Annotated in this window: 20 protein-coding genes; 12 read left to right on the forward strand and 8 right to left on the reverse strand. The window is 71.9% G+C overall.

Annotated features, from left to right (window positions below):
• Positions 1-3: 3 nt before the first annotated feature.
• The 3 genes from ACZ4VK_RS32610 (at position 4) to ACZ4VK_RS32620 (ending at position 2,708) form a co-directional block, all read left to right on the forward strand.
• On the forward strand, positions 4-513 hold the full coding sequence (locus ACZ4VK_RS32610) for a MarR family winged helix-turn-helix transcriptional regulator (protein WP_468360121.1): 510 nt from the start codon (positions 4-6) through the stop codon (positions 511-513).
• 89 nt (positions 514-602) lie between these two features.
• Entirely contained in the window at positions 603-935 is a 333-nt protein-coding gene (locus tag ACZ4VK_RS32615; protein ID WP_468360124.1) for a DUF3817 domain-containing protein, read from the forward strand.
• A gap of 72 nt (positions 936-1,007) precedes the next feature.
• Positions 1,008-2,708, forward strand: coding sequence for an acyl-CoA mutase large subunit family protein (locus tag ACZ4VK_RS32620; protein WP_468360127.1), 1,701 nt, complete (start codon positions 1,008-1,010; stop codon positions 2,706-2,708).
• 95 nt (positions 2,709-2,803) lie between these two features.
• On the opposite strand, the gene ACZ4VK_RS32625 is transcribed toward ACZ4VK_RS32620, so the two are convergent.
• On the reverse strand, positions 2,804-3,427 hold the full coding sequence (locus ACZ4VK_RS32625) for a TetR/AcrR family transcriptional regulator (protein WP_468360130.1): 624 nt from the start codon (positions 3,425-3,427) through the stop codon (positions 2,804-2,806).
• Between the two features lie 298 nt (positions 3,428-3,725).
• Between ACZ4VK_RS32625 and ACZ4VK_RS32630 the strand changes: the two genes are divergently transcribed.
• The 4 genes from ACZ4VK_RS32630 to ACZ4VK_RS32645 all read left to right on the forward strand — a co-directional run bounded on the left by ACZ4VK_RS32630 (position 3,726) and on the right by ACZ4VK_RS32645 (position 7,892).
• Positions 3,726-4,697, forward strand: coding sequence for a tetratricopeptide repeat protein (locus tag ACZ4VK_RS32630; RefSeq protein WP_468360133.1), 972 nt, complete (start codon positions 3,726-3,728; stop codon positions 4,695-4,697).
• A 578-nt stretch (positions 4,698-5,275) separates the two neighbouring features.
• Entirely contained in the window at positions 5,276-5,962 is a 687-nt protein-coding gene (locus ACZ4VK_RS32635; RefSeq protein WP_468360136.1) for a DUF6230 family protein, read from the forward strand.
• A gap of 105 nt (positions 5,963-6,067) precedes the next feature.
• Positions 6,068-6,616, forward strand: coding sequence for a DUF6114 domain-containing protein (locus ACZ4VK_RS32640; RefSeq protein ID WP_468360139.1), 549 nt, complete (start codon positions 6,068-6,070; stop codon positions 6,614-6,616).
• The gene (locus tag ACZ4VK_RS32645) at positions 6,606-7,892 is read left to right on the forward strand and encodes a hypothetical protein (protein ID WP_468360142.1); all 1,287 of its coding nucleotides are present in this window, start codon (positions 6,606-6,608) and stop codon (positions 7,890-7,892) included. Before ACZ4VK_RS32640 ends, ACZ4VK_RS32645 begins: the two co-directional genes overlap by 11 nt.
• Positions 7,893-7,966: 74 nt before the next feature.
• Here ACZ4VK_RS32645 and pyk read toward each other — a convergent pair whose 3' ends face one another.
• The 3 genes from pyk to pta form a co-directional block, all read right to left on the reverse strand.
• Positions 7,967-9,397, reverse strand: coding sequence for a pyruvate kinase (pyk, locus tag ACZ4VK_RS32650; protein WP_468360145.1), 1,431 nt, complete (start codon positions 9,395-9,397; stop codon positions 7,967-7,969).
• Between the two features lie 82 nt (positions 9,398-9,479).
• A complete protein-coding gene (locus ACZ4VK_RS32655; protein WP_468360148.1) occupies positions 9,480-10,727 on the reverse strand; it encodes an acetate kinase in 1,248 nt (415 codons plus the stop codon).
• Positions 10,724-12,817, reverse strand: a complete 2,094-nt coding sequence (gene pta, locus ACZ4VK_RS32660) for a phosphate acetyltransferase (RefSeq protein WP_468360151.1) — start codon at positions 12,815-12,817, stop codon at positions 10,724-10,726. The genes ACZ4VK_RS32655 and pta overlap by 4 nt, the downstream gene beginning before the upstream one ends.
• A gap of 417 nt (positions 12,818-13,234) precedes the next feature.
• Here pta and ACZ4VK_RS32665 point away from each other — a divergent pair, with 417 nt between their 5' ends.
• Positions 13,235-14,260 carry an ATP-dependent 6-phosphofructokinase gene (locus ACZ4VK_RS32665; RefSeq protein ID WP_468360154.1) on the forward strand — a complete coding sequence of 342 codons (1,026 nt, stop codon included), beginning with the start codon at positions 13,235-13,237 and terminating at the stop codon, positions 14,258-14,260.
• 219 nt (positions 14,261-14,479) lie between these two features.
• Positions 14,480-15,457, forward strand: a complete 978-nt coding sequence (locus ACZ4VK_RS32670) for a helix-turn-helix domain-containing protein (protein ID WP_468360157.1) — start codon at positions 14,480-14,482, stop codon at positions 15,455-15,457.
• A 46-nt stretch (positions 15,458-15,503) separates the two neighbouring features.
• Here the strand turns inward: ACZ4VK_RS32670 and ACZ4VK_RS32675 are convergent, their stop codons facing one another.
• The 4 genes from ACZ4VK_RS32675 to ACZ4VK_RS32690 form a co-directional block, all read right to left on the reverse strand.
• A complete protein-coding gene (locus ACZ4VK_RS32675) occupies positions 15,504-16,250 on the reverse strand; it encodes a tyrosine-protein phosphatase (RefSeq protein ID WP_468360160.1) in 747 nt (248 codons plus the stop codon).
• Between the two features lie 33 nt (positions 16,251-16,283).
• Positions 16,284-16,955, reverse strand: coding sequence for a helix-turn-helix domain-containing protein (locus ACZ4VK_RS32680; protein WP_468360163.1), 672 nt, complete (start codon positions 16,953-16,955; stop codon positions 16,284-16,286).
• Between the two features lie 144 nt (positions 16,956-17,099).
• Complete coding sequence (locus ACZ4VK_RS32685; protein ID WP_468360167.1) at positions 17,100-17,795, reverse strand: response regulator; 696 nt, start codon at positions 17,793-17,795, stop codon at positions 17,100-17,102.
• A complete protein-coding gene (locus ACZ4VK_RS32690) occupies positions 17,792-19,501 on the reverse strand; it encodes a sensor histidine kinase (protein ID WP_468360170.1) in 1,710 nt (569 codons plus the stop codon). The genes ACZ4VK_RS32685 and ACZ4VK_RS32690 overlap by 4 nt, the downstream gene beginning before the upstream one ends.
• 218 nt (positions 19,502-19,719) lie before the next feature.
• On the opposite strand from ACZ4VK_RS32690, the gene ACZ4VK_RS32695 reads away from it, so the two are divergent.
• The 3 genes from ACZ4VK_RS32695 to ACZ4VK_RS32705 all read left to right on the forward strand — a co-directional run bounded on the left by ACZ4VK_RS32695 (position 19,720) and on the right by ACZ4VK_RS32705 (position 23,108).
• Positions 19,720-21,147 carry a cation:dicarboxylate symporter family transporter gene (locus ACZ4VK_RS32695; protein WP_468360173.1) on the forward strand — a complete coding sequence of 476 codons (1,428 nt, stop codon included), beginning with the start codon at positions 19,720-19,722 and terminating at the stop codon, positions 21,145-21,147.
• Positions 21,148-21,333: 186 nt separating this feature from the next.
• Positions 21,334-22,014, forward strand: coding sequence for a HEAT repeat domain-containing protein (locus ACZ4VK_RS32700; protein WP_468360176.1), 681 nt, complete (start codon positions 21,334-21,336; stop codon positions 22,012-22,014).
• A complete protein-coding gene (locus ACZ4VK_RS32705; RefSeq protein ID WP_468360179.1) occupies positions 22,008-23,108 on the forward strand; it encodes a HEAT repeat domain-containing protein in 1,101 nt (366 codons plus the stop codon). Before ACZ4VK_RS32700 ends, ACZ4VK_RS32705 begins: the two co-directional genes overlap by 7 nt.
• Positions 23,109-23,197: the final 89 nt, after the last annotated feature.

Below are 23,197 nucleotides of genomic sequence, written 5' to 3' on the forward strand. Positions count from 1 at the left end.
CGCGTGCCGAAGCCGCTCAGTCTCCCCTTCGACCCCATCGCCCGAGCCGACGAGCTCTGGCAGAAGCGCTGGGGCCCGGTCCCCTCGATGGCCGCGATCACCTCGATCATGCGCGCCCATCAGATCCTCCTCGCGGAGGTCGACGCCGTCGTCAAGCCGTACGGACTGACCTTCGCGCGGTACGAGGCCCTGGTGCTGCTCACCTTCTCGAAGGCGGGCGAGCTGCCGATGTCGAAGATCGGCGAACGCCTCATGGTCCACCCGACCTCGGTGACGAACACGGTGGACCGCCTGGTGAAGTCGGGCCTGGTCGCCAAGCGCCCCAACCCCAACGACGGCCGCGGCACCCTGGCGACCATCACGGAGAAGGGCCGCGAGGTGGTCGAGGCGGCGACCCGCGACCTGATGGAGATGGACTTCGGGCTCGGGGCGTACGACGCCGAGGAGTGCGCGGAGATCTTCGCGATGCTCCGCCCGCTGCGGGTCGCGGCGCACGACTTCGACGAGTCCTGACCCGCCCGTTCGACGCGTCGCGCTCCGCGCGTCCGACGAGTCCCGACCCGCGCGAAGATCGCCCGGAACGTGCGGTTACGCTCGACGGCATGAAATCCAGCGTGCTGACCCGTTACCGCGTCATGGCGTACATCACCGCCGTCATGCTGCTCGTGCTGTGCACCTGCATGGTCTTCAAGTACGGGTTCGACATGGGCGAGGACGTGACCTTCGCGGTCTCCCAGGCCCACGGTGTGCTCTACATCATCTATCTGATCTTCGCCTTCGACCTGGGGTCCAAGGCGAAGTGGCCGTTCGGCAAGCTGCTCTGGGTACTGCTGTCCGGCACGATTCCCTTCGCCGCCTTCTTCGTCGAGCGCAAGATCGTCGCCGAGACGCTTCCGCTGGTCAGCGGCGCGCGGCCGGAGCCGGTCAAGGCCTGACCCCCTACCTCCGCACACATGTGCGGAGGTTTGCCATCGACATTTACTAGGACGTCCTAGTAAATTCGAAGCATGGACGCTGACGCCATCGAGGAAGGCCGCCAACGCTGGCAGGCCCGTTACGACAAGGCCCGCAAGCGGGACGCCGACTTCACCACGCTCTCCGGCGACGCCGTCGAGCCCGTCTACGGGCCCCGCCCCGGCGACACCTACGAGGGGTTCGAGCGCATCGGCTGGCCCGGGGAGTACCCGTACACCCGGGGACTCCACGCGACCGGCTACCGGGGCCGGACCTGGACCATCCGCCAGTTCGCCGGCTTCGGCAACGCCGAGCAGACCAACGAGCGGTACAAGATGATCCTGGCCGCCGGCGGCGGCGGCCTCTCCGTCGCCTTCGACATGCCCACGCTCATGGGCCGCGACTCCGACGACCCCCGCTCGCTCGGCGAGGTCGGCCACTGCGGCGTCGCCATCGACTCCGCCGCCGACATGGAGGTCCTCTTCCAGGACATCCCGCTCGGCGACGTCACCACCTCGATGACGATCTCCGGCCCCGCCGTGCCCGTCTTCTGCATGTACCTGGTCGCCGCCGAACGCCAGGGCGTCGACCCGGCCGTGCTCAACGGCACGCTGCAGACCGACATCTTCAAGGAGTACATCGCGCAGAAGGAGTGGCTCTTCGAGCCCGAGCCCCATCTGCGCCTCATCGGCGACCTCATGGAGCACTGCGCGCAGGGCATCCCCGCGTACAAGCCGCTCTCCGTCTCCGGCTACCACATCCGCGAGGCCGGGGCGACGGCCGCGCAGGAGCTCGCGTACACCCTCGCCGACGGCTTCGGCTACGTCGAGCTCGGCCTCTCCCGCGGCCTCGACGTCGACGTCTTCGCCCCCGGCCTCTCCTTCTTCTTCGACGCCCACCTCGACTTCTTCGAGGAGATCGCCAAGTTCCGCGCCGCCCGCCGCATCTGGGCCCGCTGGATGAAGGAGGTCTACGGCGCGAAGACCGACAAGGCCCAGTGGCTCCGCTTCCACACCCAGACCGCCGGTGTCTCCCTCACCGCCCAGCAGCCCTACAACAACGTCGTACGCACCGCGGTCGAGGCCCTCTCCGCCGTCCTCGGCGGCACCAACTCCCTCCACACCAACGCCCTCGACGAGACCCTCGCGCTCCCCAGCGAGCAGGCCGCCGAGATCGCCCTGCGCACCCAGCAGGTGCTGATGGAGGAGACCGGCGTCGCCAACGTCGCCGACCCGCTGGGCGGCTCCTGGTACGTCGAGCAGCTCACCGACCGCATCGAGGCCGACGCCGAGAAGATCTTCGACCAGATCAAGGAGCGCGGCCGCCGCGCCCACCCGGACGGGCAGCACCCGATCGGCCCGATCACCTCCGGCATCCTGCGCGGCATCGAGGACGGCTGGTTCACCGGCGAGATCGCCGAGTCCGCCTTCCAGTACCAGCGGTCCGTGGAGAAGGGCGACAAGCGCGTCGTCGGCGTCAACTGCCACCACGGCTCGGTCACCGGCGACCTGGAGATCCTCCGCGTCAGCCACGAGGTCGAGCGGGACCAGGTCCAGAACCTCGGCGAGCGCAAGGCCCGCCGCGACGACGCCAAGGTCCGCGCCTCGATCGACGCCATGCTGAAGGCCGCCCGGGACGGTTCGAACATGATCGCCCCGATGCTGGAGGCCGTACGGGCCGAGGCCACGCTCGGCGAGATCTGCGACGCGCTGCGCGACGAGTGGGGCGTGTACACGGAGCCCCCGGGCTTCTGACAGCCCCGGGCTTCTGACGCTCGACCTGACGGATTCAGGGGCGGTACGGGAACTCCCGTACCGCCCCTGACGCGTACGCGCGACCTCGGACGCTCTCAGGTCGCCAGGGAACCGAGGCCTCCCACGAGCAGCGCGGAGAGGCGCGACACCCACTCCCCGTCGACCGGTTCCGCGCTCACCAGCGCGCGGTGCACCACCGCGCCCGCGATGACGTCGAAGATCAGGTCGTCGGTGGCGTCCACCGCCACCGGATCGCGGTCCGCCGGCAGCTCGCCGCGCCGCTGCGCCCGCATCCGGCCCTCCAGGACCAGACGCTTCTGCCGGTCGACGATCGACGCCCGGATGCGCTCCCGCAGCGGCTCGTCCCGGGTCGACTCGGCCACCACCGCCATCAGGGCCGTCTTGGTCTCGGGGCGTTCGAGAAGGGCGGCGAACTGCAGGACCACATGCTCGATGTCGGCCTGGAGGGAACCGAGGTCGGGCAGTTCGAGTTCATCGAAGAGGACGGCGACGGCGTCCACCACGAGCTCGTTCTTGTTGGCCCAGCGGCGGTAGAGGGTCGTCTTCGCAACCCCGGCGCGTCCGGCGACGTCCCCCATCGTGAGCTTGGACCAGCCCAGCTCGACCAGGGCCGCGCGGGTCGCCTCCAGGATGGCCGTGTCGGCCTGGGTGGAGCGGGGGCGCCCGGTACGGCTGCGGGGGTTGGTGCGGCTACACATGAGAATCGACCATACCCGCCGGTAGGTACGGCGCCAGAGGCCCGTCGTGTGAGGCAGTTCACCGCACGGATCGGGTCCCCGGCCTCCCCCCGGCTCCCCCGGGAGAGTTACGCTACGACCTGTAGCGAAAGGCATTGAGCGGCCTGAGCGACAACCACCGCGCCGGGTGGGGACCCGGCGCGAACCGAAGACGAAGAACCGTGTCGTCGCACGTCTCGCACACCGGCGGGAGACGTGCGGACGGCACGGTTCAGCCATGACTTACCGGTTACGCGCGCGGAAGGGGGAGGATGTACGCATGCAGCCCCGAAACATGTCCATGAGCGGCGTCGTCGATCTCGCCGCGGTGAAGGCGGCCGGAGAGGCCAAGGCGAAGGCGGAGCAGGCGCGCGCCGAAGCGGCCCGGCAGGGTGGCTCCGCCGCGGTGCCCCCGTCCGCGCTGGTGATCGACGTCGACGAGGCCGGCTTCGAGCGCGATGTGCTCCAGCGCTCGGCCGAGGTCCCGGTCGTCCTCGACTTCTGGGCCGAGTGGTGCGAGCCCTGCAAGCAGCTCGGCCCCCTCCTGGAGCGGCTCGCCGTCGAGTACAACGGCCGCTTCCTGCTCGCCAAGATCGACGTCGACGCCAACCAGATGCTGATGCAGCAGTTCGGCATCCAGGGAATTCCGGCCGTTTTCGCGGTGGTCGCCGGCCAGGCGCTGCCGCTCTTCCAGGGCGCCGTGCCCGAGGCCCAGATCCGCGAGACCCTCGACCAGCTGATCCAGATCGGCGAGGAGCGCTTCGGTCTCACCGGCATCGCCGTCGACGCGGACGCCTCGACGGGCGAGGCGCCTGCCGAGCGCCCGGCAGCCGGCCCGTACGACGCCCTCCTCGAAGCGGCCCTGTCCGCGCTCGACGCGGGCGACCTGGCCGGCGCGGTCCAGGCGTACAAGAACGTGCTCGCCGACGACCCGGCCCACCCCGAGGCCAAGCTCGGGCTCGCCCAGGCCGAACTGCTCGCCCGGGTGCAGGACCTGGACCCGGCCGCCGTCCGCAAGAACGCCGCGGCGAACCCGGCCGACGTCACCGCGCAGATCGCCGCCGCCGACCTCGACCTGGTGGGCGGTCACGTACAGGACGCCTTCGGGCGCCTCGTGGAGACCGTGCGCCGCACGGCGGGCGAGGACAGGGACGCGGCGCGGCTGCGGCTCCTGGAGCTGTTCGAGGTGATCGGCGCGGAGGACCCGAGGGTCACGGCGGCCCGGCAGGCCTTGGCCCGGGTGCTGTTCTGAGCCGGATCGCCTGAGGATTTGGCAACACAGTGACAAATCGCGGCCGTGCTTTGCCAAAACTTGGTAATCACGGCCGCTGTTACTTGCAGTAAATCGGGCCCGGTCTTCTGTCCGGATTCATGCGGTGATCCGCTGATATTCCCGGACGATCGAACGCACCCTGCGTGCCCGTTCGATCCCGTCCCGCCATGGCGTGGTTATCCAGCCGTTACTAGCCGGTAATGAACCCCCTTGTGCGGGGACGCGGAATGGACCACGATCGGCGACGCTCGGTCCGAACCGCACCACCCCGGCAACCAACCGGGTCCGCGGCGAAGGTCCCCACCGGGCGGACCGGTGCCACGGCACCGGTCGTGGACAGGGGGGTTCCCGCTCTCACCGAACGGGGCCTGTCCCATCAGGCCGCGCTCAAAGGCGTGGCCCCAGGTTGTCGCTCGGGGGTGATCGCCGGTGATTCGGACGCGCATCGCGCCGCCTGATGCCTCGGCGCTCTCCTTCCCGAGGACGTAGCTCTTCTCCCATCCCAGGACGGGCCCCGGGCCCTTCCGGAGATGTACGTCCGAGAAGGAGGAATTCTCATGAAGTCCCAGGTACGTGGCGGGACCAGATGGAAGCGGTTCGCCGTCGTCATGGTCCCGAGCGTGGCCGCGACGGCCGCGATCGGTGTCGGCCTGGCCCAGGGCGCGCTCGCCGCGTCCTTCGCCATCTCCGGCCAGGAGTTCAAGGTCTCCACCGACAAGCTCGAAGGCACCGAGTTCGTCCAGTACGGCAGTGTCGCCAAGGGCCACACGCTGGAGGGCCAGCCGTTCGGGGCCCCGGTGGCGGTCTCCGGCTTCGACAACGCCAAGATCACCAACATGTGCCAGTCGGTCGTGACGCCGGTTCCTGGTCTCGGTGACATCACCCTTCGCCTGGAGGCCGGCACCAAGGCCGTCCAGTCCGGCAAGGACGAGGACAAGGTCATCGGGGATGAGCTGTACCTCGACGTCTCCTACCTCGAGGCCGACGCCACGTTCGATCAGATCGACATCGGCGTCGCGGCGGGCTCTCTCAACGCCGGGCCTGACGGCAAGAGCGACCCGAACAAGCAGGGCATCCAGCCCAACACCGAGGCGAACAAGCACGGCTTCGCCCAGCGAGCCAAGAGCGTCACGCTGACCAACGTCAGGCAGAAGGCGTGGGCCACCACGGCCGCCACCTTCAAGCTCCCCGACCTCAACCTGTCCCTGCACCGGGGCACGGCGAAGGAATGCTTCAAGGGCTGATCCGGCCCCCGGGTACGGGCCGCCTCGGCGGTCCGTACCCACTCCGGGGCGCGTCCCCGCTTCTCTACCTCTTCTCAGCAACACCGCTTCCAGGGAGCTGTTTCCATGAGCGCCGAGACCCCTGCCTCCCCCGGAGTCCCCCAGGACAACCGGTTCAAGGTCTGGCGGCAGACCCGGCCCTTCTGGGCCGGACTGTTCACCCTCCTCGGTGGTCTGCCGATCGCCTACCTCCCGTACGGGGACATGCGGCTCGGCAACATCACCCTCGCGATGAAGACGACCGCCGGGTCCGGCGCGCTGATCATCGGCGTGCTGCTCATCACGCTCGGCCTGACGATGTGGTACCAGCCCATCGTGCGGGTCTTCGCGGGTGTCGCGTCGATCGTCCTGGGTCTTGTCTCCATCCCGGTGTCGAACTTCGGCGGTCTGCTCGTCGGCTTCCTGCTCGCTCTCGTCGGCGGCGGCATGTCCATCGCCTGGGCGCCCGCGCCACCGGTCGAGGAAGCCGCCGACGCCGAGTACGACCGTGAGCGGGAGGCGTCCGACGCGACCGAGCCCCTGTGGGCCGCCGGCGTCCCGGAGCAGCGCGAGGCGGAGCACCACGCGACCGAATCGACGATCGACGCCAACGGCGGGAGGAACAGTGCGGGGTGACGAGACTCAGTCGGCGCTCGCGAAAGGTGGTCCGCGGCACGCGGCCCCGCGCAAGTCGCTGCTGAACAGGATTCAGGGCCCGGCGGGCAAGGCCATGGCGCTGGCCGCCATGCCGACCGCGGTGTTCGTGGGCATGGGCCTCGCACCCAAGGTCGCCCTCGCCGACGAGAAGGACATCCCCTTCGCGCCCGGCCCGTGCGTCACCCGCTCCGACGAGCCGACGCCGGAGGCCACGGAGACGACGAAGCCGGCCGAGACCGCGAAGCCGACCCCGTCCGCGACCGCGTCGGCGACCCCGAGCGCGACCGCCACCGCGACCCCGAGCGCCACCGCCACGCCGGCGCCGACGCCGACCGCGACGGAGACAGGGCAGACCCGGCAGACCCAGGAGAGGGCGAAGGCCACCGCCGCGCCGACCGCGACGCCGACGGCCACGCCCACGCCCACGCCGACGAAGTCGGTGAACCCGCTGGACCCGCTGGGTGTCGGTGACGCACTGAAGGACCTGTTCGACGGCCCCGACCCGGAGCCGACGGTCACGCCCACCACGACGGCCCCGACGACCGAGGCCCCGGCCAAGCCGGCGACGGTCCCCGACGCGCCGACCACGGTGCCGAAGCCGACGGCCACCGCTCCGAAGGCGACCGTCGACGCGGCCGCCGAGAAGACGAAGGCCGCGATCGAGAAGGCCGCCGAGAAGGCGGGCGTCACGGTCAAGGAGCTGCCGGAGAGCGCCAAGGGCCTCGACGCCAAGAAGGACGAGGACATACCCGAGGGCGCGAAGCCCCGCTTCCCGTGCCCGGAGCCCGACCCCGAGGCGCTCGCGGCGGCCGAACTGGAGCAGGGCATCCCCCTGCTCCCGGACGAGCCGTGGCGCCTGGAGAGCTCGCTGCTCAAGCTGTACGGCCTGAAGTACCACGGCATCGTGGAGGTGAAGACCTACGGCGGCAAGATCAAGAAGGTCCTGAAGTTCACCGCGTCCAAGATCGACATCCACGACCTGCACCAGTTGACGGTCCACTCCGAGGGGCGCACGGCCCACGTCCGCTCCAGCGACACGGAGGAGTCGACCATCCGCGGCGGCACGGTGACCATGTACACGGAGGAGCTGAAGGGCAATCTCTTCGGCATCTTCCCCGTCACCTTCAGCCCCGAGACGCCGCCCCCGCTGGACGTCCCCTACGCCGAGTTCACCAAGGTGAAGCTCAAGCAGGCCGGCCAGTTCGGCGGCACCCTCAGGGTCCCGGAACTCAGGAACACGATCGAGCCGAACTGACCGTAGGGCTCATGAGCTCATGACGAAGCCCCCGTCCACCGGACGGGGGCTTCGTCACGCGTGTGCCACGGACGTCAGGCGCGCTCACCGCCGCCCAGGTGGTGGACGCGGACCATGTTCGTCGTGCCGGGGACGCCGGGGGGCGAGCCGGCGGTGATGATCATGGTGTCGCCCTCGTTGTAGCGCTGGAGCTTCAGGAGTTCGGCGTCCACGATGTCGACCATCGCGTCCGTGGTCTCCACGAACGGGACGAGGAAGGACTCCACGCCCCAGCTCAGGGTGAGCTGGTTGCGGGTGTTCTCGTCCGTCGTGAAGGCGAGGATCGGCTGCTGCGTCCGGTAGCGGGAGAGGCGGCGGGCCGTGTCGCCGGACTGGGTGAAGGCGACCAGCGCCTTGCCGCCGAGGAAGTCGGCGATCTCGCAGGCCGCGCGGGCGACGGAGCCGCCCTGGGTGCGCGGCTTCTTGCCCGGGACCAGGGGCTGGAGGCCCTTGGAGAGCAGCTCCTCCTCGGCCGCGGCGACGATCTTCGACATCGTCTTGACGGTCTCGATCGGGTACGCGCCGACCGAGGACTCGGCCGACAGCATGACCGCGTCCGCGCCGTCCAGGATCGCGTTGGCGACGTCGCTCGCCTCGGCGCGGGTCGGCCGCGAGTTGGTGATCATCGACTCCATCATCTGGGTCGCGACGATGACCGGCTTGGCGTTGCGGCGGCACATCTCCACCAGGCGCTTCTGCACCATCGGGACCCGCTCGAGGGGGTACTCGACGGCCAGGTCGCCACGGGCCACCATGACCGCGTCGAAGGCCGCGACGACGGCCTCCATGTTCTCGACGGCCTGCGGCTTCTCGACCTTGGCGATGACCGGGACCCGGCGGCCCTCCTCGTCCATCACCTTGTGGACGTCCTTGACGTCGTCGGCGTCGCGGACGAAGGAGAGGGCGACCATGTCGCAGCCCATCCGCAGGGCGAAGCGGAGGTCGTCGACGTCCTTCTCGGACAGGGCGGGGACGTTGACCGCCGCGCCGGGCAGGTTGATGCCCTTGTGGTCGGAGATCACACCACCCTCGACGACGATGGTCTTGACCCGGGGGCCCTCGACCTCGACGACCCGCAGTTCGACGTTGCCGTCGTTGATGAGGACCTGGTCGCCCTTGGAGACGTCACCGGGCAGACCCTTGTAGGTGGTGCCGCAGATCGACTTGTCGCCGGGGACGTCCTCGGTGGTGATGGTGAACTCGTCACCGCGCACCAGCTCGACGGGACCCTCGGCGAAGGTCTCGAGACGGATCTTGGGGCCCTGGAGGTCGGCGAGGACGCCGACGGCGCGGCCGGTGTCCGCGGAGACCTGCCGGACGCGGTCGTACCGCTCCTGGTGCTCTGCCTGGGACCCGTGGCTGAAGTTGAATCGGGCCACGTTCATGCCGGCCTCGATGAGAGCCTTCAGCTGCTCATACGAGTCGACGGCGGGGCCCAGCGTGCAGACGATTTTGGAACGGCGCATGAGGCGGATCCTATCGGTTTGTTTCACTGCGGAATATTCCGTCTGGCGGAAAGTACAAATGGGCGCGGGGCCGCTCAGGCGTTCACTCGTTCGAGCTCGCCGGGCTCTGAACGAGCGCGAAACTCTGGCGCGCGATCTCCAGCTCCTCGTCCGTCGGTACCACGGCCACGGCCACCCGCGCGTACTCCGGCGAGATCAGCCGTGCCTCGTCGGAACGTACGGAGTTGAGGCCCGCGTCCACCGCGAGACCCAGCTCCTCCAGGCCCGCGATGGCAGCCTCCCGCACCGGGGCCGCGTTCTCACCGACCCCCGCCGTGAACGCCACCGCGTCCACCCGGCCGAGCACCGCGTAGTACGCGCCGATGTACTTCTTCAGCCGGTGGACGTAGATGTCGAAGGCGAGCGCCGCCCGCTCGTCGCCCTCGTCGATCCGGCGGCGGATCTCCCGCATGTCGTTGTCGCCGCAGAGCCCGACCAGACCGGACTTCTTGTTCAGCAGGACGTCGACCTCGTCCTCGTCCATGCCCGCCACCCGCTTCAGATGGAAGGTGACCGCCGGGTCGATGTCACCCGAGCGGGTGCCCATGACCAGGCCCTCCAGCGGGGTCAGGCCCATCGAGGTGTCCACGCAGCGGCCGCCCCGCACCGCCGAGGCGGAGGCGCCGTTGCCCAGGTGCAGGACGATCACGTTCACCTCCTCCGGCTCCCTGCCGAGCAGCCTCGCCGTCTCGCGCGAGACGTACGCGTGCGAGGTGCCGTGGAAGCCGTACCGCCGGATCCGGTGCGCGTCAGCGGTCTCCACGTCGATCGCGTACCGCGCCGCGGACTCCGGCATCGTGGTGTGGAAGGCGGTGTCGAAGACCGCGACCTGTGGCAGGTCGGGGCGGAGCGCCGTCGCCGTCCGGATGCCCGTGAGGTTCGCCGGGTTGTGCAGCGGCGCCACCGGCACGAGCCGCTCGATCTCCGCGAGCACCTCGTCGTCGATCACCGTCGGCTCGGTGAACCGCAGCCCGCCGTGCACCACCCGGTGGCCGATGGCGGCAAGCTCGGGGGAGTCGAGGCCGAGACCGTCCGCCGCCAGCTCCGCGGCGACCGCCTTGAGCGCGGCCGCGTGGTCGGCGATCGGGCCGTGCGTCTCCCGCTTCGCACCCCCGCCGCCCTGGAGCGGGGTGTGCACGAGCCGCGAGGTCCCCTCGCCGATGCGCTCCACGAGCCCCTGGGCGAGACGGCTGTCGTCCCGCATGTCCAGGAGCTGGTACTTCAGCGACGAGGAGCCGGAGTTCAGGACCAGGACACGGGTGGGGACGGGAGTGGGGGTGGGGGCGGTCATGCGGGGAGCTCCTGAGCCTGTACGGGAACCTGGGACTGGATCGCCGTGATGGCGACCGTGTTGACGATGTCGCTGACGAGCGCGCCGCGCGAGAGGTCGTTCACGGGCTTGCGCAGGCCCTGCAGCACCGGGCCGACGGCCACGGCGCCGGCCGAACGCTGCACGGCCTTGTAGGTGTTGTTGCCGGTGTTGAGGTCCGGGAAGATCAGGACGCTCGCCTGCCCCGCCACCTCCGAGTCCGGCAGCTTCGTCGCCGCCACGGAGGGCTCCACGGCCGCGTCGTACTGGATCGGGCCCTCGATCCGCAGCTCCGGATGCGCCTCGCGGACCAGCTTGGTCGCCTCCCGCACCTTGTCGACGTCCGCGCCGGAGCCCGAGGTGCCGGTGGAGTACGACAGCATCGCGATCCGCGGCTCGACGCCGAAGCGGGCGGCGGTGGCCGCGGACTGGGCGGCGATGTCCGCGAGCTGCTCGGCGTTCGGGTCCGGGTTGACCGCGCAGTCGCCGTACACGAGGACCTTGTCGGCGAGGCACATGAAGAAGACCGAGGAGACGATCGAGGCCTCCGGCTTCGTCTTGATGATCTCGAAGGCCGGGCGGATCGTCGCGGCCGTGGAGTGCACGGAACCGGAGACCATGCCGTCGGCCAGGCCCTCCTGGACCATCAGCGTGCCGAAGTAGTTGACGTCGGAGACGACGTCGTACGCGAGCTCCACGCTGACGCCCTTGTGGGCGCGGAGCGCCGCGTACTTCTCCGCGAAGGAGTCCCGCAGCTCCGAGGTCTGGGGGTCGATCAGCTGGGTGTCGCCCAGGTCCACGCTCAGGTCGGCGGCCTTCTTGCGGATGGTCTCCACGTCCCCGAGCAGCGTCAGGTCGCAGACGTCACGGCGCAGCAGTACGTCGGCCGCGCGCAGCACCCGCTCCTCGGTGCCCTCGGGGAGCACCACCCGGCGGCGGTCGGCGCGCGCCTGCTCGATGAGCTCGTGCTCGAACATCATTGGGGTGACCCGGCCGCTGCGGGCGACCGAGATCCGCTTGAGGAGGTCGGCCGTGTCCACGTGCCGCTCGAACAGGCCGAGGGCCGTCTCCGCCTTCCGCGGGGTCGCCGCGTTCAGCTTGCCCTCCAGGGCGAAGAGTTCGGCGGCGGTCGGGAAGCTGTTCCCCGGTACGGAGATGACCGGGGTGCCCGGCGCGAGACGGGCCGCGAGCGTCAGGACCTCCTGCCCGGGCCGCTCGTCGAGGGTGAGCAGCACGCCGGCGATCGGCGGGGTGCCCGCCGAGTGCGCGGCGAGCGCGCCGACGACCAGGTCGGCCCGATCGCCGGGGGTGACGACCAGACAGCCGGGGGTCAGCGCGTGGAGGAAGTTCGGCAGCATGGCGCCGCCGAAGACGAAGTCGAGGGCGTCGCGCGCGAGGCCCGCCTCGTCGCCGAGGACGACGGAGGCGCCGAGCGCGTGGGTGATCTGGGAGACGGTGGGGGCGGCGAGCGCCGGTTCGTCCGGCAGGACGTAACAGGGGACGGGCAGCCGGGCGGTGAGTCGCTCGGCGAGGGCCTCGCGGTCCTCGCCCGCCACCCGGTTGACGACCACCGCGAGGACGTCGCAGCCGAGACCGTCGTACGCCCGGAAGGCGTTGCGGGTCTCGGCCCGTACGGATTCCGCCGGCTGGCCCTTGCCGCCGACGACGGGGATGACGGAGGCGCCGAACTCGTTGGCGAGCCGGGCGTTGAGCGCGAGTTCGTCGGGGAGCTGGGTGGCGGCGAAGTCGGTGCCGAGGACGAGGACGACCTCGTAGTCGCGGGCGACGGCGTGGAAGCGGTCGACGAGACGCGAGACCAGTTCGTCGGTGCCGCGCTCGGCCTGGAGCGCGGAGGCCTCGTGGTAGTCCATGCCGTAGACCGTCGACGGGTCCTGCGAGAGCCGGTAGCGGGCGCGCAGCAGGTCGAAGAGCCGGTCGGGACCGTCGTGCACCAGGGGCCGGAACACCCCCACCCGGTCCACCTGGCGGGTCAGGAGCTCCATGACTCCCAGCTCGACGACCTGGCGGCCGTCACCGCGGTCGATCCCGGTCACGTACACGCTGCGCGTCACGCCGTGGTCTCCTGTCCAGTCCTGCGGAACTCGGGGTGCTGCCGTCGGTCCGCTGTCTGTCGATCTACGCCTGCGGATTCGCCGTCTGCCGATCCACTGCCCGTCGATCGGCCGTCTGTCACTCCACTGCCCTCAGAAAGCCCCGATAGGGCGGCATTACCCCCTTGACAATACCCCCGCCGATGGTTAAGCCGCCCGGCGGAGGAGAGGCCTCGAAGCCGGGGTGGGAGGCCCCCGAGGCCTGGGGCGGGAGGGCCCCGAGGCCCGGGGCGGGAGGGTCGTGAAGCCCCGTACCCGAAGCCTCCGCGCGGCCCGTCCACGGCGCGCGCGGAGCGGCGGCGAGCGCACCCGTCAGGTCGTCCGTGTGAGAATTGCGGTGGCTCACACGGACCGCGACCGAGCAGGAGACACAGCACGATGCGCATCGGAGTTCTCACCGCAGGCGGCGACTGCCCCGGCCTGAACGCAGTGATCCGGTCGGTCGTGCACCGGGCGCTCGCCGGTCACGGCGACGAAGTCATCGGCTTCGAGGACGGGTTCAAGGGCCTCCTCGACGGCCACTACCGCCCCCTCGACCTGAACGCCGTCAGCGGCATCCTGGCCCGCGGCGGCACCATCCTCGGCTCGGCCCGCCTGGAGCGGAACCGGCTGGCCGAGGCCGCCGCGTCCGCCCCGGACCTGGCCCGTGAGTACGGCATCGACGTCCTCATCCCCATCGGCGGCGAAGGCACCCTGACCGCCGCCCGGATGCTCTCCGACGCGGGCATGCCCGTCGTCGGCGTCCCGAAGACGATCGACAACGACATCTCCTCCACGGACCGCACCTTCGGCTTCGACACCGCCGTCGGCGTCGCCACCGAGGCCATGGACCGCCTCAAGACCACCGCCGAGTCCCACCAGCGGGTGATGGTCGTCGAGGTGATGGGCCGCCACGCCGGCTGGATCGCCCTGGAGTCCGGCATGGCCGGCGGCGCCCACGGCATCTGCCTGCCCGAGCGGCCCTTCGAGGTCGACGACCTCGTCAAGATGGTCGAGGAGCGCTTCGCCCGCGGCAAGAAGTTCGCCGTCATCTGCGTCGCGGAGGGTGCCCACCCGGCCGAGGGCTCGATGGAGTACAAGAAGGGCGAGATCGACCAGTTCGGTCACGAGCGCTTCCAGGGCATCGGCAACCAGCTCGCCGTCGAGCTGGAGCGGCGCCTCGGCAAGGAGGCACGCCCGGTCATCCTCGGCCACGTCCAGCGCGGTGGCACGCCGACCGCGTACGACCGGGTGCTCGCCACCCGCTTCGGCTGGCACGCGGTGGAGGCCGCGCACCGCGGCGACTTCGGCAGGATGACGGCGTTGCGCGGCACGGACGTCGAGATGGTGCCGCTCGCGGAGGCCGTGACCCAGCTCAAGCGGGTCCCCGAGGACCGGATGCGCGAGGCGGAGTCGGTCTTCTGACGATCGCCCCGGGGCCGGGGCGCGCCGGGCAGGGACCCGGACGACATACCCGAGTGGCCCCGGCCGTCCCCCCGTGGACGGCCGGGGCCACTGCGCTGTCCCCGGCATCACCCCCGTGAACGCCGGGTCTCCACTCTTGAGCCGGAGCGCGCGATCAACAAGGCTTGGGGCTTGTCCCGGACATGTCCCAACCGTGTCCGGCGGAAGGGAGCGGCGCGCATGGCACCGGGGGAGCACATGCCCGACCCGCGGGGGGCGAGGACCCCCGCCGAGTTCCTCGCGCGGCTCCAGGCCCTCAAGGACTGGTCGGGCCTGACCTACCGCGAGCTCTCGGCGCGGGCGGAGGAACGCGGGGACGTCCTGCCCCGGTCCACCGTGGCGAACATGCTGGCCCGCCCCACTCTCCCCCGCGAGGAACTGCTGACCTCCTTCGTCCGCGCCTGCGGGGTCGCGCCGGCCGCGCTGGAGGAGTGGCGGACGGTACGGAGGGAGCTCGCGGCCCCGGGGGCGTACGCGCCGGAGGACGCGGATGCCCGACCCGCCCACGCGCCCGCCTCCCCGCCCCCCTGGCCCGGTGCCGCCGCACCTCCGGACGGGACATCAACGACCCGGCGGTCCCGGATCCAGCGGACCCTCGTCGCCACGGTCGCGGTCGCCGGGCTCGTCCTCGCCGGGGTCAGCGTCGTCGCCGTCCTCAGGGACGGCGGCCGTACCGGACCTGCCGGGCAGCAGCCCCGTACCCCGGCCGCCGGAGACATACGCGTCCGGGTGGTCGGCACCGAGTTCTGCCTCGGGGAGCGGCGGGGGACCCGGACCGGCCAGGTCCATCAGCTGCCGTGCGCCGAGGCGGGCGTCCCGCTCTACTCCCTGGCGGCGGTGGCCGCCGGCCGGTGGCGGATCGTCTCGGACCACCCCGACTACGGCCCCGGCTGCTCCGGCATACCCTCCGGCGGCCGGATACCCGACGCCCCGTACGAGGACTCCGAGTGCGGGGACCCGAGCCGGGTCGAGGGCTTCGCCCTGGAGCCGTACGGCACTCCCGTCCGGGGCTACCGGATCGTTCCGGTGGGCTCGGCGACGCCCGGCAGCTGCGTCACCGTCGTCGGCGACCGCACGGCCGCCTGGGCGCGTCTCGCCCAGGCGCCCTGCGCGCCGGACGCCGCGGGCCAGCTCTTCTCCTTCGAACGCCGGTCCTAGCGCCGGTCCTGGCACCGGTCCTGGTGCCGGCCCTGGCGGCCCGGTCCTAGGTGGCGGCGGCCTCCACCAGCCGGGACCTGAGCGCCGTCACCACCGTCGGGTCGAGCCCGACGTGGCCGGTGACGTACGCGTCCACCGAGCCGTACCGTTCCCGCAGGTCCGCGAGGAAGAGCCGGATGATGTCCGCGGGGGCCCGGCCGTACCCCGGCCAGCGCAGCTCGCGGCCCGGGTGCGCCTCCCGCCAGTCGGCGATCAGCCGCTCCGTGGCCAGCTCGGTGAGCGCGAAGTCCGCGAGGATCTCCTCGTCCGGGACCCCGAGGAGGGCGAGGAGGACGGCGGCGAGCAGACCCGTACGGTCCTTCCCCGAGGCGCAGTGGAAGACGAGCGGCCCGTCGGCGGCGGCGATCACCTCCAGGGCCGTGCGGAGCTCCACCGCTCCGTCCTCCGCGACCTCGGCGAACCGGTCGGCGAGGTAGCGCCAGGGATCGAGGTCCGGGTCGATCTCCGCCTGGTCGTACGGGCGGTGCTCGATGGAGAGGTTGTGCCAGGACACGTCCTCCGTCTCCGGCAGACGGCCCTTCGCGGCGATCTCCCACGGGTAGCGCAGGTCGATCACCGTGCCCACGCGCAGCGCGCGGAAGCGGTCCAGGTCGGCGGGGCCGGCGTCCGCCAGCTTGGCGAGGGAGTCGGAGCGGTAGAGGGTCTCCCACCGCACGGTCCCGCCGTCGGCGGTCGGATAGCCGCCCAGGTCACGGAAGTTGTGGAGTCGTTCGAAGGGTATGTGTCGTCTCACGGCGCCAATCTACGGCCCCGGACCCGCGGTGATCTAGGAACCGACGGCCGCCCAGAAGTGGGCGGTGATCTCCTCCAGATAGGCGCGCCCCTCGTCGCCGGTCGCCCCGGAGGCGCCCCAGCTGCTGGTCGCCGCCATCCGGGCGTGGTAATCCGTGTACAGGCGTTGCAGGGCGGACTCCAGGGTCCGCTTGGGCAGCGGCACCATCTTCACCGCCGGTTTCACGTACGCCTGCCAGCGGGTGGTGGCGGCGGCGCGCAGCAGCTCGGCGAGACGTTCGTCGCCGCCGGTCGCCGTGATCAGGGCGCGCGCCCCGAGACCGAGGGCCTCCGCGAGGGCCGCCGTCTGGCGTTCGTTGCCCTGCCAGCGGCCCTCGTCCTCCATCCGCTGGTACGCGGACGCGGCCACCCCCACCCGCCGGGCCAGCTCCTCGGCGGCCAGGCCGCGCGCCAGCCGGTGCTCGCGGAGGGTGGAGGCGGCGGCGATCAGTTCGGCGGGGGCACACCAGAGGACGCCGGCGAGGGCGGTGAGCTCCTGCTCGCCGGGGGCGGCCCGGCCGCGTTCCCAGGCGACGACGGTGTCGGGGGTGACGAATAGGCCGTACTGGGCGCGGAGGCCGTACGCGACATGGCCGGGGTCCATGCCGAGGGCCTCCCGCAGTCGGCGGGCGGCCAGGGCGTTGAAGGGCGGTGAGGGTTGGTGCACCCGGCCACCGTAGGTGCGGAGGTGACGGTTGGCTACGGTGTGTTCACCCAAGGTGTACGGTCGTAGGAACGTGGGAACCCGTCAGTAACGGACCGTCGTGGCCATGGAAACGATCAGTGACGGACCGCGTTCGCCTTGGAACGCTCAATACCCCCGGGTCGGGCCGTCGAGCCAGCGGTACTGGAGTTCGGGCCGCCCGATCTGGCCGTACTGCGGGGCGCGCACGGCACGGCCCTCGGTCACCAGGTGCTCCAGGTAGCGGCGGGCCGTGATCCGCGAGATCCCGACCGCCGTGCCCGCCTCGGCCGCCGTGAGCCCGGCGGGAGCGGCCCGGAGAGTGCGCGTGACGGACTCCAGGGTGGGCGCGCTGAGGCCCTTGGGGAGCGTGGCGGGGTGCGGGGCGCGGAGGGTGGCGAGCGCGCGGTCCACCTCGTCCTGTCCTGAGGCCTCGCCGGCGGAGGCCCGGAACTCCGCGTACCGGGCGAGCCGGTCCCGGAGGGTCGCGAAGGCGAAGGGCTTCAGGACGTACTGGACGACGCCGAGCGACACGCCCTCGCGGACGACCGCCAGGTCACGGGCGGAGGTCACGGCGATGACGTCGGCGGAGTGACCGGCGGCACGCAGCGCGCGCAGCAGCTGGAGGCCGTGGCCGTCGGGCAGGTAGAGGTCGAGCAGGATCAGATCGACCGGCGTACGGTCGAGCACCCGCACCGCGGCGGCCCGGGAGTGCGCGACCCCGACGACGGTGAAGCCCTCGACCCGCCCGGCGTACAGCGCGTGCGCGTCGGCGGCGACGGGATCGTCCTCGACGACGAGCACGCGGAGGGGCGGCGCGCTCACGGGGCCACCTCCGTCGCGGCGGCGTCGCCGATCGCCGGGGCGGGCTGATGAGGCGAGGGAGGCTCGGAGGCCGGCCCAGAAGCCCCCCGCTGTCCGGCTACCCCCGCCGGCCCGGCCCCCCGCGGCAGCGGCAGTCGTACCGTGAACTCCGCCCCGCCCTCCTCCGCGTCCGTGAGTTCCAGCGTGCCCGACGCGCGGGTGACCGCCTGGCCCACCAGCGCCAGGCCGAGGCCGCGGCCCGGGCCCCGGGTGGTCCAGCCGCGGCCCAGGACCGCGTCCCGGTCGGCGGGGCGGACGCCGGGGCCGCTGTCGCCGACCCGGAGGAGCAGTTCGCCGTCACCCGTGCGGGCCGCCACCGTGACCGTCACGCGCGCGTGCGGCGTCCCGCCCGCCGCCTCCACCGCGTTGTCGATGAGGTTGCCGAGGATCGTCACCAGGTCCCTGGCCGGCAGGGCCGCCGGTACGAGCCCGTCGTCGATGCGGCTGTCCTCGGTGAGGACCAGCTCCACACCCCGCTCGTTCGCCTGCGCCGCCTTGCCGAGCAGCAGCGCCGCGAGCACGGGCTCACCGACGGCGTCCACGACCCGGTCGGTGAGCGCCTGGGCGAGCTCCAGCTCCGCCGTCGCGAACTCCACCGCCTCGGCCACCCGGCCCAGTTCGATGAGCGAGACCACCGTGTGCAGCCGGTTCGCCGCCTCGTGGGCCTGCGAGCGGAGCGCCTCCGTGAACCCGCGCTCGGAGTCCAGCTCGCCGGAGAGCGACTGGAGTTCCGTACGGTCCCGGAGCGTGACGACCGTCCCGCGCCGCTCCCCGCCGACCACCGGGCGGGTGTTGACCACGAGGACCCGGTCGGCCGTCAGGTGCGTCTCGTCCACGCGCGGCTCCGAGGACAGCAGCGCCCCCGCCAGCGGCGCGGGCAGCCCGAGCTCGGCCGCCGGCCGGCCGACGGCCCCCTCGTCCAGGCCGAGCAGCTCCTTCGCCCCGTCGTTGATGAGGGCGATCCGCCGCCGTCCGTCGAGCATCACGAGCCCTTCGCGGACCGCGTGCAGCGCGGCTTCGTGGTAGTCGTGCATCCGGCTCAGCTCCGTCGCGTTCATGCCGTGCGTGTGGCGGCGGAGGCGCGCGTTGACCACGTACGTCCCCGCGCCGCCGAGCGCGAGCGCCGCGCCCGCCATGCCGAGCAGCGCGGTCACCTGCTCCCGTACCTGCTCGCTGATCTTGTCGATCGTGATGCCCGCGCTGACCAGGGCGACGACCCGGCCGCCGTCGAAGACGGGTGCCACCGTCCGCACGGAGGGGCCGAGCACTCCCAGATGGGTCTCGGAGTACGTCCGGCCCGCCGCCGCCTCCTCGATGTGGCCGAGATACGTCCGGCCGATCTGCGCGGGCTCGGGGTGGGTCCAGCGGGTGCCGTCGGGGGCCATGATCACCACGAAGGCGACGCCCGCGTGGCGGCGCAGGGACTCGGCGTACGGCTGGAGCACGGCCGTCGGGTCGGCGGAACGGGCCGCGGCGACCACGGACGGGGAGTCGGCGACGGCCGCGGCGGTCGCGGTGGCCTGGCGCCGCGCGGTCTCCTCGGCCTGCGCCCGGTCCGTGACGTACGCGAAGACCGCGCACCCCGCCACGACGACGGCCACGAGCACGACCTGCATCGCGAAGAGCTGGCCGGCCAGGCTGCGGGGGCGGGGGAGGGGGAGGCGCATGCGGGTAAGTGTGCACGGCGGAGTTTGCGCGGACGCGTTGCGTTCCCGAATCGTTCTCTTCCCCGGAGCGGCCCGAGCCCCGCCCCGGAGCTGCCCGAGCCCTGTCTCCCGGGCGGCCCGAACCCTGTCTCCCGGCGGTCCGAACCCTGTCTCCCGGCGGTCCGAAACGGTCTCCGCGTGAACGAAACGTACGTAACCGTGACCCCGGTCACAGGCTGATGGATAGTCGCGGAGTCCACCGGGACGTGGACACCCATCAGCGCGAGGAGGACCCCGTGGCCGCACGACGGGACCGTACCCACTATCTGTATCTGGCCGTCATCGGAGCCGTGGTGCTCGGCATCGCGGTCGGGTTCCTGGCGCCCGGTGTCGCCGTCGAGCTCAAGCCGCTGGGCACCGGCTTCGTCAATCTGATCAAGATGATGATCTCGCCGATCATCTTCTGCACCATCGTGCTCGGCGTCGGATCGGTCCGGAAGGCCGCGAAGGTCGGCGCCGTCGGTGGCCTCGCCCTCGGCTACTTCATGGTCATGTCGACCGTCGCACTCGCGATCGGCCTGCTCGTCGGCAACCTCCTGGAGCCCGGCTCCGGACTCCACCTCACCAAGGAGCTGGCCGAGGCCGGCGCCAAGCAGGCCGAGGGCGCGAGCGAGTCCACGCCGGACTTCCTGCTCGGGATCATCCCGAAGACCCTCGTCTCCGCCTTCACCGAGGGCGAGGTCCTCCAGACCCTCCTCGTCGCCCTGCTCGCCGGCTTCGCGCTCCAGGCGATGGGCTCCGCCGGAGAACCGGTTCTGCGCGGGATCGGGCACATCCAGAGGCTCGTCTTCCGCATCCTCGGCATGATCATGTGGGCCGCCCCGGTCGGCGCGTTCGGCGCGATCGCGGCCGTCGTCGGCGCGACCGGCGTCGACGCCCTGAAGTCCCTCGCCGTCATCATGATCGGCTTCTATCTGACCTGCGCGATCTTCGTGTTCGTCGTGCTCGGGGCGCTCCTCAGGCTGGTCGCCGGGATCAACATCTGGTCCCTCCTGAAGTACCTGGGCCGCGAGTTCCTGCTGATCCTCTCCACCTCCTCCTCCGAGTCCGCGCTGCCGCGGCTCATCGCGAAGATGGAGCACCTGGGTGTCAGCAAGCCCGTCGTCGGCATCACCGTGCCGACCGGCTACTCCTTCAACCTCGACGGCACCGCCATCTACCTCACGATGGCCTCGCTCTTCGTCGCCGAGGCGATGGGGGACCCGCTCTCGGTCGGCGAGCAGATCTCGCTCCTCGTGTTCATGATCATCGCCTCGAAGGGGGCGGCGGGCGTCACCGGCGCCGGCCTCGCCACCCTCGCGGGCGGCCTCCAGTCGCACCGGCCCGAGCTGGTCGACGGCGTGGGCCTGATCGTCGGCATCGACCGCTTCATGAGCGAGGCGCGCGCCCTCACCAACTTCGCGGGCAACGCCGTCGCCACCGTCCTCGTCGGCACCTGGACGAAGGAGATCGACAAGGCGCGGGTCTCCGAGGTCCTCGCGGGCCGGGTCCCGTTCGACGAGAAGACCCTCGTCGACGACCACGCTCCGGCCCCGGCCGACGGCCCCGACCAGGTCCCGGACCAGCGGGCCGGGGAGGGCGAGGAGAAGGCCCGCGCGGGCGTCTGACGGATCGGACGTCCGTACGGCCCCCGGGTCCCGGGCCTTGAGCCGGATCCGGGCACCGGGGAGAAGGGCGGTCCCCTCGGGGGCCGCCCTTCGATGCTGCCCAGGGCGGGCCCGGCACCGCCCGACGGGAGGCGCTTGACCTTGACACGGTGACAAGGACTTCACTGCGGCCGAGGAGGTGGACCCATGACCCTGCCGAAAGAGGGCACCCACACGACACCGGCACTCCGGGCGCTGGAGGACCCCAGCTCGTCGGTCCGGCTGCGGGCGGCCCTGGCGGTCGGCACGACGCCCGGCCCGGATGTCGTCGGCACGCTCGTCGAGCGCTGCGCGATCGAACCCGACTTCCCCGTACGGGAAGCGCTGACCTGGGCACTCACCCGCCACGCGGCATCCCTGACGGTCCCGCTGCTCGTCGACGAGGTCCGCTCGGAGCGGGCGCGGGCGCGGAGCCAGGCGCTGCACACGCTGTCCAAGATCGGGGACCGGCGGGCCTGGCCGGTGATCACGCCCGAGCTGCTCGCCGACGCCGACGACGAGGTGGCCCGGAGCGCCTGGCGGGCAGCGGTCGTACTCGTCCCCGAAGGTGAGGAGCACGGGCTGGCCGTAGGGTTGGCGACACAGCTCGGGCGCGGCGGACGCGAGACGCAGCTGAGCCTCAGCCGGGCGCTGATCGCGCTCGGGGAGGCGATGGCGCCCGTCCTGGGCGCCGCGACGACGGATCCCGACCCTCGCGTGCGGGCGCACGCGCTCGCCACGGAACGCCTGTGGCGCGACCCGGATGCCGGATTCGCGTTCGCGATCGAGGAGGCGAAGCGCGTCGTGGCCCTCGGCGGAGCGGGCAGGAGGGGCGGTAGGCGGTGCTGATCGGCGAGGTCGCGCGACGGTCGGGGGTCAGCGCCCGCATGCTCAGACATTACGAGTCCCTCGGCCTGGTGCGGCCGACGGGACGCACCGGCTCCGGCTATCGCGAGTACTCCGGCGAGAACATCCGGCGGATCTTCCACATCGAGAGCCTGCGGGCCCTGGGGCTGCCGCTGCGTGACATCGGGCGCGCGCTCGACGACCCCGGCTTCGCCCCCGGGGAACTCGTCGACGACCTCGTCCGCCGTACGCGGGACCGCATCGCGGCGGAGACGGAGCTGCTCACCCGGCTCCGCCGGATCGGCGCCGCGGAACCCGCCGGCTGGGAGGACGTCCTCCAGGTCGTCGCGCTGCTCCAGGGCCTCGGGTCGCAGAGCGCGGGGGCGCGGCAGCGAGCCGCCCTGTCCTCGGCCGAGGACGTCCCCGTGCCGGTGGAGGCGCTGGTCGAGGCCGTGCTGAGCGAGTCGGACCCGAACGTCGCCGGAGCCCTGCGCTGGGCTCTGGCGCGCTCGGGCGAGGACGGCTCGGCACTGCTCGCGGAGGGCCTCGGCTCACCGTCGGCCGAGGTACGGAAGCGGGCCGTCCTGTCCCTCGCCGAACTCCCGGACGGCGAGGCGGCCACTCTGCTGCGGGACGCCCTCGCGCACCCCGACCCGGTGGTCCGCGGGTACGCGGCCCTGACGCTCGGGGGCCGTGGGGTGGCCGACGCGGTGCCGACGCTGATCGGCATGATCGTCGAGGGGAGAAACGACACGGACGCGGCGGACGCGCTGAGCACGCTGGCGAGCGACCCGGCGCTGGCGGCCGAGATCACGACGGACCTGGTCGCCCGCCTTACCGCCGGCGAGACGGGCCACGCCGACGACACGACGGGCCTCGCCGGCCGTACCCGGGCGCATGCCGACCGCCTCGCCGACGGCACCACCGGGCTCGCCGACGGCACCACGGGCCAGCCCGCACGTCGACGGCTGACACAGGCGCTCGCGGACATCCCGGGGGCCGCGGCCACGCGCGCCCTCGCGGATCTGACACAGGACGAGGACCGGGCCGTCGCGCTCACCGCGACCTACGTCCTTACGTTGCGGGACACCCCCTAGGCCGTGTCCGGAAAGTCGGTGGCTCGTTACTCCGTTCGTGGTGCGTAGACATGAACTGACGGATGAGTCGTGGGCGTTGATCGCTCCGC

This window comes from Streptomyces sp. NPDC028711 (assembly GCF_055565415.1).